At 52.6% G+C, this 18,786-nt stretch carries 22 protein-coding genes; 8 read left to right on the plus strand and 14 right to left on the minus strand.

Going from position 1 to position 18,786, the window contains the following annotated elements; all coding sequences use genetic code 11:
- The first annotated feature begins 43 nt into the window (after window positions 1-43).
- The 5 genes from IG627_RS17410 (at window position 44) to IG627_RS17430 (ending at window position 2,160) form a co-directional block, all read left to right on the plus strand.
- Window positions 44-721, plus strand: coding sequence for a Bax inhibitor-1/YccA family protein (locus tag IG627_RS17410; RefSeq protein WP_193193978.1), 678 nt, complete (start codon window positions 44-46; stop codon window positions 719-721).
- A gap of 64 nt (window positions 722-785) precedes the next feature.
- The gene (gene tusD, locus IG627_RS17415; protein WP_193193980.1) at window positions 786-1,178 is read left to right on the plus strand and encodes a sulfurtransferase complex subunit TusD; all 393 of its coding nucleotides are present in this window, start codon (window positions 786-788) and stop codon (window positions 1,176-1,178) included.
- 2 nt (window positions 1,179-1,180) lie between these two features.
- Window positions 1,181-1,543, plus strand: a complete 363-nt coding sequence (gene tusC / locus IG627_RS17420; RefSeq protein WP_193193982.1) for a sulfurtransferase complex subunit TusC — start codon at window positions 1,181-1,183, stop codon at window positions 1,541-1,543.
- Window positions 1,544-1,825, plus strand: a complete 282-nt coding sequence (gene tusB, locus IG627_RS17425; protein ID WP_193193983.1) for a sulfurtransferase complex subunit TusB — start codon at window positions 1,544-1,546, stop codon at window positions 1,823-1,825.
- Window positions 1,825-2,160, plus strand: coding sequence for a TusE/DsrC/DsvC family sulfur relay protein (locus IG627_RS17430; protein WP_193193985.1), 336 nt, complete (start codon window positions 1,825-1,827; stop codon window positions 2,158-2,160). The genes tusB and IG627_RS17430 overlap by 1 nt, the downstream gene beginning before the upstream one ends.
- A 463-nt stretch (window positions 2,161-2,623) precedes the next feature.
- Here the strand turns inward: IG627_RS17430 and IG627_RS17435 are convergent, their stop codons facing one another.
- From IG627_RS17435 to IG627_RS17460, 6 genes are all read right to left on the minus strand, one after another.
- On the minus strand, window positions 2,624-3,619 hold the full coding sequence (locus IG627_RS17435) for a leucine-rich repeat domain-containing protein (RefSeq protein ID WP_193193988.1): 996 nt from the start codon (window positions 3,617-3,619) through the stop codon (window positions 2,624-2,626).
- 1,091 nt (window positions 3,620-4,710) lie between these two features.
- Window positions 4,711-5,871 (minus strand): MFS transporter, encoded by a 1,161-nt coding sequence (locus tag IG627_RS17440; protein WP_193193990.1) that lies wholly within the window; start codon window positions 5,869-5,871, stop codon window positions 4,711-4,713.
- Window positions 5,872-5,992: 121 nt separating this feature from the next.
- Window positions 5,993-6,643, minus strand: coding sequence for an NADPH-dependent F420 reductase (locus tag IG627_RS17445; protein ID WP_193193992.1), 651 nt, complete (start codon window positions 6,641-6,643; stop codon window positions 5,993-5,995).
- 190 nt (window positions 6,644-6,833) lie between these two features.
- Window positions 6,834-7,697, minus strand: coding sequence for an alpha/beta fold hydrolase (locus tag IG627_RS17450; RefSeq protein ID WP_193193994.1), 864 nt, complete (start codon window positions 7,695-7,697; stop codon window positions 6,834-6,836).
- A gap of 169 nt (window positions 7,698-7,866) precedes the next feature.
- Window positions 7,867-8,835 (minus strand): SDR family NAD(P)-dependent oxidoreductase, encoded by a 969-nt coding sequence (locus IG627_RS17455; RefSeq protein WP_193193996.1) that lies wholly within the window; start codon window positions 8,833-8,835, stop codon window positions 7,867-7,869.
- Between the two features lie 64 nt (window positions 8,836-8,899).
- On the minus strand, window positions 8,900-9,661 hold the full coding sequence (locus IG627_RS17460; protein ID WP_193194023.1) for an SDR family NAD(P)-dependent oxidoreductase: 762 nt from the start codon (window positions 9,659-9,661) through the stop codon (window positions 8,900-8,902).
- 222 nt (window positions 9,662-9,883) lie between these two features.
- On the opposite strand from IG627_RS17460, the gene IG627_RS17465 reads away from it, so the two are divergent.
- Window positions 9,884-10,495: a TetR/AcrR family transcriptional regulator gene (locus tag IG627_RS17465; protein WP_193193998.1), complete on the plus strand. Its 612-nt coding sequence runs from the start codon at window positions 9,884-9,886 to the stop codon at window positions 10,493-10,495.
- A gap of 304 nt (window positions 10,496-10,799) precedes the next feature.
- Here the strand turns inward: IG627_RS17465 and IG627_RS17470 are convergent, their stop codons facing one another.
- The 3 genes from IG627_RS17470 to IG627_RS17480 form a co-directional block, all read right to left on the minus strand.
- Window positions 10,800-11,798 (minus strand): hypothetical protein, encoded by a 999-nt coding sequence (locus IG627_RS17470; protein ID WP_193194000.1) that lies wholly within the window; start codon window positions 11,796-11,798, stop codon window positions 10,800-10,802.
- 103 nt (window positions 11,799-11,901) lie between these two features.
- Window positions 11,902-13,008 (minus strand): alpha/beta fold hydrolase, encoded by a 1,107-nt coding sequence (locus IG627_RS17475; RefSeq protein WP_226865372.1) that lies wholly within the window; start codon window positions 13,006-13,008, stop codon window positions 11,902-11,904.
- Between the two features lie 45 nt (window positions 13,009-13,053).
- On the minus strand, window positions 13,054-14,058 hold the full coding sequence (locus IG627_RS17480) for an NAD(P)-dependent oxidoreductase (RefSeq protein WP_193194002.1): 1,005 nt from the start codon (window positions 14,056-14,058) through the stop codon (window positions 13,054-13,056).
- 80 nt (window positions 14,059-14,138) lie between these two features.
- On the opposite strand from IG627_RS17480, the gene IG627_RS17485 reads away from it, so the two are divergent.
- Window positions 14,139-14,741, plus strand: a complete 603-nt coding sequence (locus IG627_RS17485; RefSeq protein ID WP_319024596.1) for a TetR/AcrR family transcriptional regulator — start codon at window positions 14,139-14,141, stop codon at window positions 14,739-14,741.
- Between the two features lie 494 nt (window positions 14,742-15,235).
- Here IG627_RS17485 and IG627_RS17490 read toward each other — a convergent pair whose 3' ends face one another.
- The 4 genes from IG627_RS17490 to IG627_RS17505 form a co-directional block, all read right to left on the minus strand.
- Window positions 15,236-15,640 (minus strand): hypothetical protein, encoded by a 405-nt coding sequence (locus tag IG627_RS17490; protein WP_193194004.1) that lies wholly within the window; start codon window positions 15,638-15,640, stop codon window positions 15,236-15,238.
- A 123-nt stretch (window positions 15,641-15,763) separates the two neighbouring features.
- Window positions 15,764-16,243 (minus strand): MBL fold metallo-hydrolase, encoded by a 480-nt coding sequence (locus IG627_RS17495; RefSeq protein ID WP_193194006.1) that lies wholly within the window; start codon window positions 16,241-16,243, stop codon window positions 15,764-15,766.
- Between the two features lie 284 nt (window positions 16,244-16,527).
- Window positions 16,528-16,929: a RidA family protein gene (locus tag IG627_RS17500; RefSeq protein ID WP_193194008.1), complete on the minus strand. Its 402-nt coding sequence runs from the start codon at window positions 16,927-16,929 to the stop codon at window positions 16,528-16,530.
- Between the two features lie 60 nt (window positions 16,930-16,989).
- Window positions 16,990-17,388: a RidA family protein gene (locus IG627_RS17505; RefSeq protein ID WP_193194010.1), complete on the minus strand. Its 399-nt coding sequence runs from the start codon at window positions 17,386-17,388 to the stop codon at window positions 16,990-16,992.
- Between the two features lie 195 nt (window positions 17,389-17,583).
- Between IG627_RS17505 and IG627_RS17510 the strand changes: the two genes are divergently transcribed.
- A complete protein-coding gene (locus IG627_RS17510) occupies window positions 17,584-18,174 on the plus strand; it encodes a TetR/AcrR family transcriptional regulator (protein WP_226865374.1) in 591 nt (196 codons plus the stop codon).
- Window positions 18,175-18,257: 83 nt separating this feature from the next.
- Here the strand turns inward: IG627_RS17510 and IG627_RS21335 are convergent, their stop codons facing one another.
- Complete coding sequence (locus tag IG627_RS21335) at window positions 18,258-18,710, minus strand: CPBP family intramembrane glutamic endopeptidase (protein WP_193194031.1); 453 nt, start codon at window positions 18,708-18,710, stop codon at window positions 18,258-18,260.
- Between the last annotated feature and the right edge of the window lie 76 nt (window positions 18,711-18,786).

An 18,786-nucleotide genomic window follows, 5' to 3' on the forward strand; every position in this document is an offset into this window, starting at 1 on the left:
CACCTATATGATTCATCCAACTATTCACTAGCAGGAGTCGCTAATGCAGCCGCAAGTCTATTCACAATCCGGAGCGCTGGACCGCCTGGAAACGGCCAAGGTACTGCGCAATACCTACGCCCTACTGGCAATGACCGTACTTTTCAGTGCCGTAACCGCTGGCATCGCGCTGGCGCTGGGTATGGGTCGCGGCATGGGCCTGATCTGCTCCATCGCTGCCATAGTGCTGGTCTGGTTCGTTCTGCCGCGCACCGCCAACTCTGCCGCCGGTATCGGCGTGGTCTTCGCCTTCACCGGTCTGCTGGGCGCCTCCCTTGGCCCCGTGCTGAATTACTATATTTCCGCCGGCAGTGGCCAGGTAGTCATGCAGGCACTGGGTACCACCGCGCTGATCTTCTTCGCCCTGTCCGCCTATGTGCTGACCACCCGCAAGGACTTCAGCTTTATGGGCGGCTTCCTGTTCGTGGGCCTGATCGCGGTACTGGTCTGCGCCCTGGGCATGATGATTGCGAGCTTCTTCGGCGTTCATATGCCGCTGGCCAGCGTGGTACTGAGCGGTGTTATCGCCCTGCTGTTCTCGGGCTTCATCCTGTATGACACCAGCGCGATCATTCACGGCGGTGAGACCAACTACCTGATGGCCACCACCCGTCTCTACCTGGATATCCTGAACCTGTTCACCGCCCTGCTGCACATCATCGGTTTCGCATCCGACGATTGATACAAGCCGGTGAAACAGCACCCGATGCCCCGCCCATGCGGGGCATTTTAATATCTGGCCCCCCATGAAATTTTCCCTAGCCGTCTACGCCGCCCCCCACTCGTCGCAATCCGCGGCCAGCGCCCTGCGCTTTGCCCGCACGCTGCTCGAACAGGGGCACCAGCTCTATCGCGTATTCTTCTACTGCGACGGTGTACACAATGGCAGTGCAATCGCGGCGCCACCTCAGGATGAAGCCAACCTGGTCGGCCAGTGGCAGGCCCTGCAGAAGCAGTACTCCCTGGACCTGGTGATCTGTATCGCCGCCGCCCAGCGACGCGGTGTCCTCAACCGGCGCGAGGCCGAGCGCCTGGAGAGACCTGCGGCCAACCTGGCCGAGGGCTTCGAACTCGCCGGCCTGGGCCAACTGGCGGACGCCGTGGCCAACTCCGACCGGCTGGTAACTTTCGGGAACTGATCATGGCAATAAAAACGCTGGCTATCTGCCGCCGGGCACCCTATGGCAGCGCCCTCGCCCGCGAAGGACTGGAAGCTGTGCTCGCCGGTGCGGCCATGGAACAGGCGATAGATGTATTGTTTATGCGCGATGGCGTCTTTCAATTGATGGAAGCCCAGGCGCCCGACAACATCGAGCAGAAAAACCTCTGGCGCAACCTGCAGGCGCTGCCGATGTTCGGCGTGGAAACCCTGTACGTCTGTGAGAGCAGCCTGACAGAGCGCGGTATCAAGCTGGACAGATCCCGGCCTGCTGGCTCAGAGATAAAATTGATCGCCGATACCGGCACTTTTATCGCCGCCTACGACCATGTACTGAGTTTTTGAATGACCCTGCATATCGTCAACAAATCGCCTTACAGCTCCAGGGCACTGGCCGACTGCTTCGCCAGCTTTGCCGATGGCGACGCCCTGCTACTGATCGAGGACGGCGTCTACGCACTCACCGGCTTTATTGCGGACAACATTGCCGTCGCGCCCGTCTACTGCCTGGAGGCAGATGTCCGCGCGCGCGGGCTGCAGATGCCCAAGGGCATACAGTCCCTGGACGACACCGGTTGGGTGAAGCTCTGTACCGAACACAATCCGATTGTAAGCTGGTTTCAATAATGAACAGGATTCAGGTGGAGGGCCGCGAAATAGAACTGGACAAGGAGGGCTACCTGCGCGACCTCGACGACTGGAGCCCGGCTGTCGCCGAGCAACTGGCCAGTGCGGAAAACATCGAGCTCAGCGATGCCCACTGGCAAGTGATCAGACTGCTGCAGGATTTCTACCGCGAGTTCGAACTGTCGCCGGCCATGCGCCCGCTGGTCAAGTATGTCGGCCAGCACCTGGGCGCTGACAAGGGCAAGAGTATCTACCTGATGCAGCTGTTTCCGCCCAGCCCGGCCAAGGTGGCGAGCAAGATTGCCGGACTGCCGAAACCGACGCACTGTATCTGATCCCCGCCGGTTCCCGTGACCGTGTAGGAACCTGCTTGCAGGCGAACGGCTACGGAGTTCCGTTCGATTACGAGGCACATCCCTGTGCCTCGCCCTCCGGGCAGCTACGTTGAGCCAAATTGCTCCAGGCAATTTGGTCGCCTGCAAGCAGGCTCCTATAGGCACGGCTCCCTACATATGCAGTATCACTCGCCGCTTGCCGCGGTGGTGCCTGCGCTCCCGCAGATGGTACACGTAAGTGACTAAACACCAGGCATTTCTCAAGTGCTTAGGATGCATGGGCTTGGGAGTGAATCGTTTTGTCAGGTAGTTCTATGAGAAAAACACTATATTGGACCGATTTGAATTGTCAGGTACTTCCAGGTTCCGATGGCTAATTATCAACCACCTCGGCGCGCGGCTTACTCTACAAAGTAACGTGAAGTTTAGCGGCGAGCTTCAGCAAGTCTGCGCAAACGGCTTATTAAATTGTGTTTTGTTTCATCTCTTTCCATTTTGGGCCGCGTAAATCTTTTATCTTATTCTTTTTTATACTTTTCAGCTGAGACAAAGGAATTTTGTGGTTTCCACCAAGAAACAATAGACTTAAATCTCTTATTTGAACTACCTCGCCTATGTCTTCAATATTATTGTCAGCCACACCAAGCTCTTTTAGTTTTTTAAGGCGAAAAATCCCTTTTAGTGAATCAATACCTGTATGCCACAAATAGAGCGAACGAAGATTACCAAGTTCGAAAGCGGGGCTTAACACATCAATTGGATTTTCTGATAAATTCAATGCTTGGAGATTAGGAGTTTTAGATAGAAAATCAATACAATGTATCCTGTTACCACTTAGATCCATATGCGTAAGACCAGAAAGTAGACTCTCAAATCTAATGACTGTTATTTTATTTCGAGACAATGACAAACTGTTTAAGCTCTGTAATTGTGACAAGCTGGGTAGATCTGTTAAAACATTATCGCTAGCTGATAGTACGCGGATTCGATTGATTTTTTTTAGCGGAGATAAATCACATATATTATTGGTATTTAGGTTTAGAAGAGTTAAAAATAAGCACTTCTGCAGCGGAGTTATATCAGAAATTTGATTATTTGATAGGTTTAGCCAAGTAATTTTTCGATCGCCACCAAGCGAGTCTACATCTCGGATCCGATTATTACTAACGTCGATTGCGGGAAGACGTGTCAAATTTTTTAACGGGCTTATATCCTCGATCTCATTATTCTCTAAAAACAGGCCTGTCAATTTATCAAGGCAGCTTAGCGGGCCTAAATCTGATATATTATTTCGTCCTAAATGCAGCTTGCGTAGGTTCACGAGACTCTCTATGCCTTGGAGGCTTTTAATACCTCTGCGCCTAGCGTCCAATTCAATGATTTCTTCAGCATGATCTACCCCACTCTCTTGTATGGCTGAGGCCAGACCATTATCTTGTATCGCTGACAGATCTTTCACAATGCACTCCCTTTATCAAACACTTCACAATATAAATAGACTTACTCACGAAAAATAGGCGCATTTCACGAGCACTTCGCATAATAGCTTTCTTCATACTACTGGGGACTGAGATGGCCGTTGGCAGAGTGGCGGCACTTCCAGTTTTAGAGAATTTCAATACGTTCAAACATGCAGGATTACGCCCTTCCTTTCGTTGTGATGTCCACCGTATACAGGGACTCCACTTTGAGTCCGGCGGACAAAGACACGGTTGCCGAATTATTCCAACAGTTTCTCTTCAGGCTTATGCTAGAACGGACGCTTTGCCTCAACAACAAGTGCCGGAAATACCCCGAGCGATATCGCATTCCACGATCTTAGTGCGGAATCAGAACAAGCTCCACACCTCGGCCTTACAAGACCTTCTGGAATGCGTCGATGATCAGTTGGTGAGCCACGGACGTCCAAGGTACAACCCACAGTGTTACACGAGTACAGGTCCAAGATGACAGCCAGCTAAGCATTGCCCCGGTTGAGCTTGATGTAGGAGGTGTCTGGTATCCACTTCTCATTCAGGTGCTGGCGTTAAAATTGCGTCGGTGTAGATTGCCTTTGCGATCCCTCAATCCAGCAATTGCTCGATATGTTTGGCGCAGCCTTGGATACCATTTTCCTGTAACTCTACCGTATACGTTAGTGCACCACAACGTTCCTTAAACTGTCAGAAGGTATTCACAAGGACTTCCTCCACTATTATAAGCGCCAATTCTCTCAGGCAGTCGATATCCGGTTGCGCCACTTCCCTTAACCGGTGCGACCCACACCGGGCCACATACGAATACGGATGGCTGCATGCTCCACCCAAGCAAAGCATCGATACCGGCGCATCTCACCACTTTTCACTGGAGAAATACGCCGTCGCTGTTCTAAGGAATTCGTACTTTTCTTTAAATTCGGAAGCTTCCGCTTGAGTTAATTGCACTTATATCCTCTACGCCATATAAAGAATGGCATTTAAAGCTTGTCCTGAACTACTCAAACTAATCCATACCATTCTCTGTGTTATGAATTCTTTACGTAGTATTTCTGTCGGCTTCATCAATAAAACATTATCTAACAGCATTGAGGTTAGAAGCCGAAATGACTCCGAGCGCCAGAACTGCTGCAGACGTAACTAATATTCCCTCCGATCCATGCTCATCGAATATCAACCCACCTCCCGCTGAACCAATTGCGATCGCTAGGTTGCAGGTCGCGACTAAAAGGCCGCCACCACTTTCAGCTTCATCAGGTACTGCGCGGGTGACCCAAGTTGACCATGAGACCGGTACAACGCCAAAAACAATCCCCCACGCCGCTATCAATGCCGCATCCCCAATGGCATTTCCACCTAGCACGGAAAGCAATAGTCCCAGAAAACAAAGAGCTAACGGCATAGCTAATAGTGTCGCAAGCATCGATCGTTTAATTAGCCAGCTACTTAATGAGTTACCCAAAAATGTTCCAACCCCAAAAATGAGCAGGATTAAGGTAACTCCGATTGGATCCATCTTCGTCACATCTTCGAGGAAGGGGCGCAGGTAGGTGAAGAAGACAAAATGGCCAATGAATACAAGAAGTAGTGAAAACATTCCCAATGCTACGTTTGACCTACTTAAAAGTAAAACAATAGTGCCTAAATTTGCAGAACCGGATGAGGGCATCGATGGGAGTGCTAGAAACTGTACGACACCGGCCGCTACTCCTACGCCTGCCGCGACATAGAAAACATTACGCCAACCAAACAGATCCCCTAAAAAGGTGCCAAACGGAGCAGCGAATACTGTTGCCGCTGAGACTCCTGCAAAGAGAATCGCTAGTGCCTTTGGCACATCGTTCTCGGGCACCAACCGCAAAATCACAGCGGGTGACAGCGCCCAGAAACCGCCAAGAGCAATACCGAGTAACATTCGTGCGAGCAATAATGCCATCAAGTCACTTGCTGAAGCGACAAGAAGATTAGATGCAACGAGTAGTAACGTAAAAAACATTAGAACATTTCGGCGGTCTATACGACCACTGACGACTGTAACAAGCAGACTCGCAATAACGCCCATGCCAGCGGTTACCGTTACGGCCTGCCCGGCCATTCCCTCAGAAATGTCAAGCCCATTGGCAATTGGAGTCAGAAGACTGGCAGGAAGGAATTCAGCTCCCACAATCCCAAAAATACCGAAACTCATTGATACTACAGCGGCCCATGCAGGAGCTGCACCAGTTCCAGATGACATCAAAAACACTCGCTTTAAGCGGCACAGAAAATCAATGCCACCGTGAACAGGTTTATATTTTTGGATTAAATTTAGATTCAGTCCAGAGCCAAATGTGCGAAGTTTCGCGATCCCTACTGCGTCATTTCAAGACAATGCGTTGTGCATTGGAAATGTTGGCTAAAAGTTCTGCCTGTGCTTGACGCTCCTGTTTCCACGCCGGTTGACCAGGGGCGGTGCGCCAGGACTCATTGAGAGGGCTGTTGTCGACAGTATCGAATCCGAACTGGTCGTAAAGTCGTTGCACTAGCTCCACCGCTTCAGGGAAATCGCTTGAAGCAGATAGCGCCAGGCGTTCGGGACTTCCTGACGGCTTCCCCCAAGCGATGATCCGGGGTGCCTGGATGTGCGTAAATGCTTTGACCACTTTTGACGTTGGAAGCTGCTCTTGGCGTATTTCATGCACGGTCTTTTCACCCGAGTCAATGGCTGGGATATGACCGTCACGCCAAATCATATAGTTGTTCGTGTCTAACACAATCTTCCCTGCGAGTTCGTGCGCAGGCATGTCATTGACCATCTTTAACGGAACGGCCACTACGACGAAATCACCAGCTGCGGCAGCGCCGGCAGCAGTTTCTGCTCTTGCGGACGGACCCAGCTCATTGACAAGGTTCACCAACGTCTCTGGGCCTCGTGAATTGGCGATTACTACTTCGTAGCCTTTCGCGATAGCCGCACGCGCGATATGGCTGCCTACCTCACCTGCGCCGATGATGCCGATAGTAGTCATGGATTATTACACCTCAAGTTTTTGGTTCTTTCTGATTCGAGTTCTGACAGGAAGGCGACCGAGCCTCTAGAAATTCCCACTATTAATAAGCAAGTACTGTATGATCGCGTAGCGAGTCGGGCAGCACACGCACAGATCCTACGGCATCAGGGATTCTTCAGAATGAATCCAAGCCTTCCTGTACAGACCGTCAGTTTGATATACGACGGCTAAGGAAATCTCGTATCATCGTCGCGATTTCCTGGCTGTGGGTTTCTAACGCGAAGTGACCCGCATCAAGAAGATGAATTTCCGCATCAGGAATATCGCGTGCATAGGCTTCGGCACCGGGCGGGATGAAGAATGCATCGTTCTTGCCCCACACCGCCAGCAGCGGCGGTTGATACTCTCGAAAGTACGCCTGGAAGTCTGGGTAAATCGCCACATTCGTCCGATAGCTGAGGATCAGGTCGAGCTGGATTTCATATGCTTCGGTCCGATGCATGTAGTAGGTGTCGAGAAGGTAACCATCCGGTGACACCGTCCCTGGAGCTGCACCGTGTTCATGCTGGAATCGAATCGCCTCATCGGTCAGCGCAGCATGGCAAGCTTCCCGGCGCTCCGCAGTGGGCTCTCGCCAATAGGCCTCCCATGGCCCCCACTCCTTACTGAATCCCTCAACATAGGCATTGCCATTCTGAGTGATGATGGCAGTCACCCTTTCAGGATGCTTCATCGCGAGTCGCAGCCCCACAGGAGCACCATAGTCGAAGATGTATTGCGTATAGCGAGTAACGCCAATTGCATCAATAAACTCGCCAATAACGTCCGCCAGCGAATCAAAGCTATAGTCAAAGGAGCCTCGTTTCGGCGCCTTCGTTTGGCCAAACCCCGGCAGATCCGGGGCGATAACGTGGTAACTGTCGGCCAAGGCGGGAATCAAAGTGCTAAACATGTGACTCGACGTAGGAAATCCATGCAGGAGTAAAATAGTCGGCGATTCGACATTTCCTGCCTCCCGATAGAACACCTCTACATCACGAATTTTTTGGGTTCGAAACCGTACTGTAGACATTTCAAGCTCCAATGATTGATTAATGAATGATCTTCAAGCGTCTCAAATTATAGGAACGACCTCACCCTCCGGCGGCCACAGGTGAGCACAAGGCCAAAAGTATGGCCAACTGGCGGGTTATCAAGCCGCCAGTCTTTCCCTGCCAAACCGAAAGTTTGGGCGGTTTCCTTCAAAACCTGGTACCAATGAGCTCCTCACTTTTCTCCCAAAGCCATTTAGCCTTTTCGGGGTCAAGCGCGTATGACTTAACACCGTCTGCAAATGGGTTGGGCGTGTCATCTATAAACGCGACCGCGCAATCTTCAAGATAGCGCCCACCAATCTCGTCCCCATTAGCCAGCACTGCGGCCCAGACCGACGTTGCTGCTGCCTGGGGTATCTCTTTCAACTCTGCTGGCGGAAGGCCCGCTTCCGCTCGAGCGTTGCTAACGGTCTGGAAAAGGCCCTGCAATTCTTCCTCCGAGAAATTCCGGGGAAGATCAGTAATACTATTCCCAGGCATCACCGAAACTGCTCGAATTCCGCGATCACGATGCCGCCTGTCGAATTCTACTGCGAGCAAAGTATCGGCGGTCTTTGACCGACCATAGGCAACAAACGGATCGTATTCGGTTTTCTCGAAATTCGGGTCATCCAAGTCAACATCAGCGACCCGGTGAGCCTGGGATGAAAGCACCACTAGGCGTCCACCATTCACGAGCAGCGGTTCGATTTGATTAATCAACGCGAAATGACCGAGATAGTTGGTTCCGAATTGCATCTCGAAACCGTCGACAGTCAGGCCGTACGGAGTCGCCATGATGCCGGCATTGGCTATGATAGAGTCGAACTGCCGGCCCTCGGCCAAAAGCTTATCCGCGCAAGCGCGAACGCTTTGCAAGGATGCGAGATCCAGCTCAACTAGCTCCAGGCTGCCACCTCCTTCTGATGCCGCATTACGTACCGATTCTGTGGACACCTCGGCTTTAGCTAGACTCCTGACACCGCCGACGACGCTTGCGCCATGAGAAACAAGTGAGCGTGCAGTTTCGAGCCCAATACCCGAAGATACCCCAGTTATGAGAAAGCGCTTTCCCTTAAGATCAATGTCAGATAGCACTTCGTCCGCTGTCGATTTTGAACCAAACTTCTCGGTCATTTTCTTTCCTTTCGCAAGTAGTGGATTAAGAGTAATTGATCGTTGCCGTTCTGAGCTTCGACCGTTAAATACCGAGACCCCCAGCGACATCGAGCACACTGCCCGTCATGTAACCGGCATCCGGCCCGGCCAGGAAAGTAACGAGTGCAGCCACTTCCTCGAGCTTTGCGATGCGGCGAATGGGGTGGAGGTCGAGAAACTCATCAGGTGCATCACCGTCACCCAAAACCTGTCTCATCATGTCGGTTGGCATAGCGCCAGGCTGGACCACGTTCACAGTAATCTCGCGACCGCCCAAATCGCGGGCAACGCCCCTCGCATAGCCGTTGATGGCGGCCTTCGTTCCTGCATAGTCCGCGACACCGGGGAACAGTGAGCGGGTACCGTTAAGAGATCCGATGAAGATGATGCGCCCACCATCGGTGAGCACCGGCGCTGCCGCGCGCGTAGTCGCCACCACGCCCATGACGTTGATCTGCCACAGGCGGTCGAGATTTACCGTGTCGAGATTGGGATCGTCGACTGTCTTGCCCTGCACGACGATCGCCGCGTTGTTCACGAGGATGTCGAGCTTGCCGAAATCAGCAATCACGGAGTCAATCAAAGGCTTGGCGGCAGCAAGGTCCGCCTGATCACTCTTGATCGCAATGGCGCGAACGCCTGTACTTCTAAGCTCCTCGACAACAGCCGCCGCCTTGTCGTCTGAGGACACGTAGCTGATGGCCACGTTGGCGCCAAGTTCAGCCAACTTTAAAGCAGTTACAGCGCCCAACCCCCGTGACCCGCCAGTAACCAAAGCGACCTTTCCTTCAAGTGTTTTGCTCATCATTCTGCTCCTTTCGCATTGCTAATGGATGCGTCAGTGTTGACGCTTCCCTATTGCTAACGTGCGTTACTGTAATGCTCGTTAGCATAAAAAGCAACAGATCGATTCATAAGATTAGCTATAAGTCTTGTCGAAACTGGCATTTGGGAGCCCGCACATTAACGAGCTTGCAGTGACTACTTAGGGTTTTATAATAGTCGTTACTGAAATGAGGAGGCTTGAATGGGACGCCACCGCGAATTTGATGTGGATGAGGTGCTTGACGCCGTGCTTTGTGTCTTCTGGCGCAAGGGCTACGAGGGCGCCTCTTATGCTGACTTAACCGCGGCTGCCGGTGTCGAAAGACCGGCCCTCTACTCTGCATTCGGTAACAAGGAAGCGCTATTCCGTCGAGCGCTGGAACGCTACTACGGACACTACCTGGATTTCTTCCCGGCAGCGCTAGAACACCCAACCTCACGGGAGGTAGTTGCTGACATTCTTTTCAGGTCAGTTGAACTAAATACCCGCTATCCAGACCACCCGGGGTGCCTCGGAATCCAGGGCGCCCTAGCTTGCTCAGACGGTGCCGAACCCATACAGCGCGCGCTCATTGAAGCGCGCGCGCGCGGAGAAGCATCATTGCGTCAACGCTTAGAGCGGGCAAAGGCTGACGGAGATCTGCCGGAGACAGCCAACTGTACTGTGCTCGCCGCATTCGTATGCGCTGTGCTCCATGGCATGGCTGTTCAAGCTAAAGCTGGCTTTAGCCGCGAGATGCTAGAGGCCATTGCCGAGCAAGTGCTTGCAACCTGGCCTACCGGGAATTCCGAAATTGAAGGAACGTCACCCTAAAAAGTTGGAGGGCAGCGCGCTGTTCATGACGAGCAACTTTGCGCCTTTGTCGATGCCGCCAAGTACCACTGTCTGCGTCTCCGGTGGGTTGATATACAAAGCCCGCTTCTTCTATATTGACAATGCGAAAACCGCGCGGCGGTCATGATGAATAGACGTTTAAGGAACGCCTATTCATCACCTTATTTGGATTAGTTCAGATTTTTCAGAAAGCTTGTCCGCATCCCATAGACCAGCTTGAATCACGTTCAGAGCAGAAGCGGAGCCCTTTTTGTCAAAACATTCAGGAACCAAGGCGGGCCGCTCAACTTCGATCCAGATCCACGTTCGCCCCCGCCCGGACGAGTTCACATAAATACCATTCTGCATCAAGGATCATTTCCGGAAAATACAATCCGGGCGGGACTGGTAGATGACCCTCGAGGCCGAGGGCCGTCGAGAGTGTCAGGATTGTGCTCAACCCCGTGAGCATCGCTTGGCCCCGGTCAAATTCAAGTGTTGCGCGTTGCAAGCAGGGCTTGCCCTGTGAGGTACCCTCCACCTGCACCACGAGTTCGGTGGCAATCTCTCCGCCTCGCGCGCGGCTGGAAGAGACGGTGCTCGCCAGATCGAAGCGCACATCCCGCGCACCGGTGGCCGCATGGAGACTGACAACGTCATATGGCGAGAAGGCGTCCCCCTTCAGGCGTCGGCCATCGAGCGTCTCAATAATGCGGCTGGCCTCGTTGCCCGCAAGCCAGACCCGCCGGCCATCTCTAAATGCCCATACGCCCGCGCCGCCTGCGGCGCCGCGTTCCATGTCCTCAATCGCCACGGGGCCGGTCTCGTCTTTGTCGTCGACAATCGCGCTGACGAGAACGGTATGCACCGTCTCCATCTTCCTAGCAGCAATCTGCGCCAGGAAAACAGCAGGACCACCGTGCCAGTGGCTAGCCAGAACTACAGGCGCTGCTTGGGGATGGCGTATGAAATGCGCCATCTCGGCGCCGACCTCGACCAACCAGTTCCCGATGCTGAGATAAGGTATCCCCTTGTCTTGCGCGAGGGACATGCCGTTCAGCCCTTCATCCGGCGTCATCATCACGACGGCCCCCAGAGACGTGTCCTTTTCGATCCCAAGCAATGCTTTGGATGTGTCGACTTCTACAGGACTGGCATTCCCTACCTTGCTTGCAAGGTCTTCGGATTTTACCAGATCTCGCCCGCCAATCAGGATTGGCACTTCAGGGTGCCTTTCGCGGAATAGCTTGACCGCCTGGCGCCCGACCACACCTGTACCACCAACAAACAATACTGGATTCATAATCGCTTTCTCAATTGAATTGGAATTGGGACTTCTTTTGCTTCCCAATCAAGGCCTGCGGCGTCCGACTTCCCAAACCTACGGGAATAAGGTCGACTGCGTGTTAGCGCGCATCGTAGTGCCGGTTCAGCCAGGAGATCGCCAGCCGGTTCACTTCCTGGGGTTTTTCCTCGGGCGTCCAATGCCAACTGTCGGCAATGACATGCTTTTCAAGATCGGGGACGTACCTCTCCATGCCGTCGGTCATGGACGGTCGGAGTACAACGTCATGTTCGGCCGATATCATCAAAGCAGGAACTCGAATGTTCTGATCGACTTCCAGCCCCGCCTGCCAGTTTCTCGATATGTTGCGATACCAGTTGATCGCCGGCGTAAACCCAGTTCGCTCATACTGGCTCACGTAAAAGTCCGTTTCTTCGGCGGTCAGCACATCCCGCCCCGGCAAGTTTGCAGGCACAGGTTGGCCGTAGTATTCCATGTTGGCTACGAAAGGCGGCAGATTTTCCCATTCGGACGCCCTCAGTAACTCCTTGCGCAAACTGCTGCGTAATGTACCGCGGACATCCCTGTTCATAACGCGATCCGCAGCATCTCCCTCCTGGAACATTAGAACGTACATGTCCGGGCTGTAAACTTCGCGCATCTGCGTGATGGGATCTTTTGTCTGGTCTGCGGTAAAGATTTTCCCTTCGGGCAGCGCCGGGGTGACGATTGCGGGATGTAGCCAGAGCATCCAGTGTGGAATATGCGGTGTATTAAGCGCGATCACCCCTGCAACCCGCTCTTTATGCAGCAGCGCCATCTGCCAGGCTAGTAGGCCGCCCCAGTCATGCCCCATGAAAACAGCTTGATCTTCACCGAGTGCATCCAGTAGCCCAGCGAGATCATCCGTAAGGTGCGCGATGTCATAAGCCGCGACATCAGCGGGCATGTCGCTTTGCCCATACCCTCTCAAGTCAGGCACGATCACGCGATAGCCCGCCGCCGCCAACGCCGGAATCTGATGCCGCCAGGTATAGGCCAATCCTGGGAAGCCGTGAAGCAAGACGACTGCCGGGCCAGCTCCCGCCTCGTAGACTGCCAGGTTAATTCCGTTAGTTTCGACCATTCGGTGAACCGGCATGGTCGGTGCCTGCGCAAAAGCTGGAAAGGCACTGGCAAGCACAAGCGCGCTGAAGCCTACCAAAAATGATCTACGGGAAATGTTCATAGGCGTTTGTCCTTTCTGGTGCACGTGTTTTGGCCGTCAGCCGACCTAAGCAGGGAATTCCTGAACGATGCCACCGATCTGTTCAAACCTCGCAAAGAAGGTTTCCGGATTAAGAAGTTGATACGGGAAATAGAGACCGGACGGCGTCGCCGGGTTTCCATCGAGACCCGTCAGGCGCTCCAGCACCAAGGCAGCACCGAGGCCCGTCAGAGGCATCTGACCACCGGGGCTGATGACTGCATGTCGGGTTCGCATGGCAGCCCCCGCACGGTCTGTGCCCGCAATCTCAATCAGGATTTCCGTGGACGGGCGTTCGCCACGGCGGCGCGAAGAACTGACGTCGATGGCAAGGTCGAACTGAAGATTTTGCACATGGAGCGCGGTCGAGAGCGCTAGGACGTCGTTGTATGAGGCCGCTACTGCGTTTGTGGCGGTACCGTCCGCGGCATGGATAACAGTTTCCCTATCGTCACCCATTCGCCAGAAGAACGCACCTTCCTTTCGTGCCAACGCGGCTGTCATTACGTCGGTCTGACGATTGTAGTCAGTCATGGCAGATGGTCCGAAGTCATCCTTTTCGTCGAGGATCGCCCCGATCCTGACCTCCTCGATCAGGTCGAATGCCTCAGCAAATCTCAGTGCAAAAATTGTTGTTGCCCCGACCATCCATTCAGTTCCAAGAACAACGGCCGACGTATCGGGTCTATGCATATAGGCCGCCATTTCCGGGCCAAGTTCGAAAAGAGCGGGAGCGATGTTGAGATAAGGAACGCAGCGCGACTGCGCAAATCGAAGAGCTGCAACCGATGGATCCGCGAAAAACACGGCGACCGCACTGATGGGAAGATCGCCCAATCCAAGGTCTTCTTCGCTAAGGTCTATGGCGACGGCCTCTGCCCGGCCAAGCACATCTGCCATGGTCTGGGCGCGCTCCATGTCCCGAGCCCCGATCAGCAGGTGCTGATCGGGATATGCGTCCCTAATCTGTTTCGTCGCCCAGCCGCCAGCAAAGCCGGAACCGCCGATCAGCAAGATTGAGTCGATGGACATTGTAAACTCCGTCGCTTATGTATAACTTACTATTGGTAGACTATATACTACTAATGGTAGGTTAGCAAAAGGTAAGTATCGTGAACGGGAAACACACAGCAACGCCCCCGACGTCGGCACCTAAACGGATGTCCCATGCCGCTCGCCATGAGCAACTTCTGCAAACGGCCCTTCGGATCGTACGGGAGGAACGCGCAGACAAACTGACGTTAGGCTATCTTGCCTCGGCGGCAGGGGTGTCTAAGCCGGTTGCCTACGATCACTTCGGGACGCGCTCAGACCTCTTGATTGAGCTCTACCGGCGTATTGATACGGACAGGGTCAATGCTTTCCGGGACGCTATGGCACAGGACGAGCGAAGTATTGGTGAAACGGCGGGGCGCCTCGCGGAAGCCTACATTCGCTGTGCCTCCGATACGACAGATGAATTTCATACTGTTGGTGCTGCGCTTGCGGGAGACGAAAAAAAGGCAGTAGTCTTCCAAGAACTGCTAGATAACAGTGTGAGGATGTTCGAGGTCTTGCTGGCACCGCACAGCGCCCTCGGGGCTGAACAGCTTGGATGGCACTGCATCGGCCTGGTCGGGGCTGGAGAGGCGCTTGCCGCGGCCGTAGCTCGCCAACGATTTTCCGAAGAAGAAGCAATCCGCACATTTTCCAGACTCATTGAGAGCAGCTTATAGCCGTTGGGCCACTTCAGCGCGCTGAGGTGAATCTGAGGCGAATATTTAGTGCCTGCATTGGCAGCGTTTTCGTAGCCGGGCCACCTGTCAGACGCTTCCCGCAGCAGAGCTTCGCCAAATTTCGGGACGCTAGGGCACCTGCCCCCCCCTGCGCGACCAACGGCTCGCGTGAACGAACTCCACACTTCTCTGCGCGTGAACGCAGCGCTGCCCATCTATCAAAGCTCTTGATATTGATTTGCATCCAAAAGAGCTGATTGTAGCCGCGAAATGCTAGAGGTCATTGTCGAGCAAGTGCTTGCGACTGCCTGTCGAAAATCCGGAAATTTAAGGGAGGTCAACATAAAACCTGGGGGAGCGGGGTGGAATTGCGCTAATCATGAGAAGTAAATTTGCGCATTTGTCGATGCCACCAAGAACCACTTTCTGTATTCGTGATGTGTTGATATACAGCGCCGACCTATTCTAAATTGGTGTCCGGGATTAGTAGACCACTACACACCACGTCGATAGCAGGAACCGGAGCCTGAAGACTCTTTAAGTTCGGCACAATCTTCAGATTTTCCTTCCAGTAAATCGTAAATACGGTTTATTGCAATTTCCTGCTGAGAGTCCGATAGCATCCAAGTGGAATAGCCCCCCCAATTGGCCTCTTGCAGCGCTTCCTCGCGAGTCTTTCCGGAATCACGTAATCGTTGTACTTCGGCGAATATGTATTTAATCGCACTCTGAAATTCTCGCAATTTCTGCCGGGATTGCAATCCGTCTTCAATAAAACCATGCCCTGGGACGAAGGTTTTAATATCTATCTGCAGTGCCGCATCGATAACGGAAATCCATTCCATGGGGAAAGCTGTCCGCATTGCTGGAAAAACCCGGTTAAAATATACTTCACTCATAAATAAAACCTTTTCCTATGGAAGATGGACCAGCAGGTCTCCTCCTGTATGGGCTCGCCCGAGATACAAGATTTCCACCTGCTTTCCGCCAATATCGATGATCTGCGTATCGGTATCAATGGCTTATTTTGGGACAACTATGGGATATGCACTTTCTTTTTTCTGCCGTGCCCAATCCAGGTTCGCCAGTGAACGAGGATGAACGATGTAGGTGACTCCATCAGGCAGGGCAGAGTTTCCACCGGTATGATCCTCGTGATCCGAGCCAACCACATACCATTTCAGCGGCCTGTCGGTAACGTCGGCGATGGATTTCAAGAGGCGTTTCATCGCTGCCGGGCTTTCCTGCCCATCGGCCAATAAAACGCCACTGTCGCCAACCACAAACATGCTCACAGTAGTGAAACCGGGCGCACGAATATCCTCGTAGCCATAGACATTCTCGGCAAGTTGGACCAGACGAGGAAAATCCGAAAATTTCATCCCTCTTTCCAGCGGATAAGCTGTTTTGATTTCACGCTCGTCGGCGAGCGAATCCTGCGGTATAAAGACCAAAAACGCGCTAAGAATGAACAAAGCCTGTAATGCGATGAACGGATTCACTATAAAATTCGCTACATGAAGTAGAGTACTCAGATTGCTTTAATCATGTTTGGCAACCTGACCTTATCATAATTTAATCAAGGTGCTTAATTGATGACGGCCCCTTAAACCCGTGGAACAGAGAGGGGCCGGACATCCCGAGAATTGAGGCAACTAATTCACAATGGTCACTTGGCAAGCAGGAGAGCTCCGCCCTAGACTCAAGGCCTCAGAAAACCTTCACAGTATCGAGTACCACCGTCATATACCGGTTCGGTCAGACGATTGGATTAGATTGGACTCGATCAAGAAACGATGGCAGTTACTCGAATTTCAATGCGCATCTCCGGCAACCCAAGCGATTCAACGCCGAGTTGTGTCCATATCGGAGCGTGATTTGGCATGTATTGGCGATAAAGCCTTGCCATTGTTTCATTGACGATTGGAGGAAAGCCACCGACATGATAGGAATTGACATGCACAACGTGCTTCCAACTTGCACCTGCCGTAGCCAAAGTCCGCTCGACGTTGCGGAACGCTTGGGAAATCTCGTCCTCAATTGACTGAGGTATGTTGAGCTCGTCATCCCAACCACCCTGGCCTGATGTCTCAATGCGATTTCCGATTTTTAGTGCCTGGGAGTAGTGCAACGCCTGCTTCAAGCGTTCGCCATAGCCGGGGGTGACTGTGAATGTTGGTTTTTCCACTTTGTTTCTCCGTTGAACTTAATGGTCATTTGTTGGCTGAGCGAATGGTGTTCATTCAACTCAATCGCTTGATGGAATTCTGGCAATAACCTTGATTTCAAAGTCAAAACCCGCCAGCCAGTTCACGCCGACTGCCGTCCAGTTTGGATATGGACGGGTATTGAAAGTCATTTCTTTCAGCTCCAAGAAGGCTTCAAGCTGATTTTCAGGATCTGTATGAAAACTTGTTACATCGACGATATCGTTAATCGTGCAGCCGGCCGCCGCCAACACGGCCTCAAGGTTCTCAAAGGCCAGCTCAACTTGCCGCCCATATTCTGGCTCCGGAGAGCCATCTGGGCGGCTCCCTACTTGGCCTGATACAAAGAGAAGATCACCGGATTGAATTGCAGCGGAGTAGCCATGCTTCTCGTAGAGCGCTTGTCTTTGCGCGGGAAAGATTGCCTTTCGTTGCGTCATTCTTAACCTCTGAATAGTCAGTCAACGGGCCTAGTAGATGAAGTGAAGCGCTTTTACTCCACTAACAAGCCTAGATTTTGGCGTACGGTTCAGTAGAATCACTTCACATACGCCATGTATGCATGATATTTCACATACTTAGCGTATGTCAACTCTCGGATACACACCGTATGTTACTTAAGGGTAGGATTGCTGATGAACAAACGCATAGAAAAGATGGCAGAGAATCGGGCCAAGCTCATCGTCGCAGCTCGGGAGGCCTTTGCCGATAAAGGGTATTCGGCTGCCTCGATGGATGACATAACTTCTGCGGTGGGCTTAACCCGGGGTGCTCTCTACCATAATTTTGGCGATAAGCGTGGCTTGCTGGCCGCGGTCGTTGATCAAATTGATTCAGAAATGGCTCTGTATGCCCAGAACGTCGGCGCACAGGCTGCCGACGAATGGGAGGGGTTGCTTGCCGAAGGAACTGCTTATATTGAAAAGGCTCTTGAGCCGGAAATTCAACGTATCGTGCTACTAGACGGGCCAGCAGTCCTCGGCGACCCTTCGCAATGGCCCAGCCAGAATAGCTGTCTACAGACAACAAAACAAACGGTGGAGGGGCTCATTTCGCGGGGCACTTTGAAAAACATTGATTCCGAAGCGGCCGCTCGATTGCTCAATGGCGCCGCGCTAAATGCTGCGCTTTGGGTTGCCGCCAGCCCCACTCCAAAGGACGTTCTACCCCATGCTATAGAAGCATTCCAAGCGTTGGCGTCGGGTCTACTAAAAAAACCTGTCTAACGAGAAATCCCTAAGCTCCTATTCTTTAGTCATGACTATAAAATAGAGTGTCAAAAATCACTGACTGTACCTGTATCAAAGAGTTACTCTCGATAAGGCGAAGTCCGATCCTGATTCTGGCGAGACTGGAGCAACAACCAACAAACAACACCAACTACCAGAATTAAGCCCGTGCGCAGTAAGTCCGCATAGAGCTGCGAAACATCCAGTTGCAAATTGTCGATTAATCCCTGTTGGACCGAGTTCACTGCCCCGTGTGCAAGTGCAGCGGGCCAGAAACTCCCACTCTTTATCGTAAGCCAACCGAGGAAGAGCGATGCGCCGATCATCTGGAGTGGAAACAACACGAATGCGCCGAAATAGGGATAATCTGGAAAATTGTATCCGAAGAGTAGACCAGGAAGGTGCCACGCCCACCATATTGCCGCAATTAAGAAAATCCCCGGTAGAACACCTAGCTGACGGATAAGCTGTCCCTGCAAAAAGCCTCTCCAGGCAAACTCCTCTCCTGTGCTTGCTATTATTAACTCGGCAATGGAATATTACGCTACAATGCGGGAATGAATAAAGAAGATTCTCGCAAATTACCCTCAGCGGCTCAGGCAGAAAAAC

The organism is Microbulbifer taiwanensis (assembly GCF_014904815.1).
Taxonomy (GTDB): Bacteria; Pseudomonadota; Gammaproteobacteria; order Pseudomonadales; family Cellvibrionaceae; genus Microbulbifer; species Microbulbifer taiwanensis.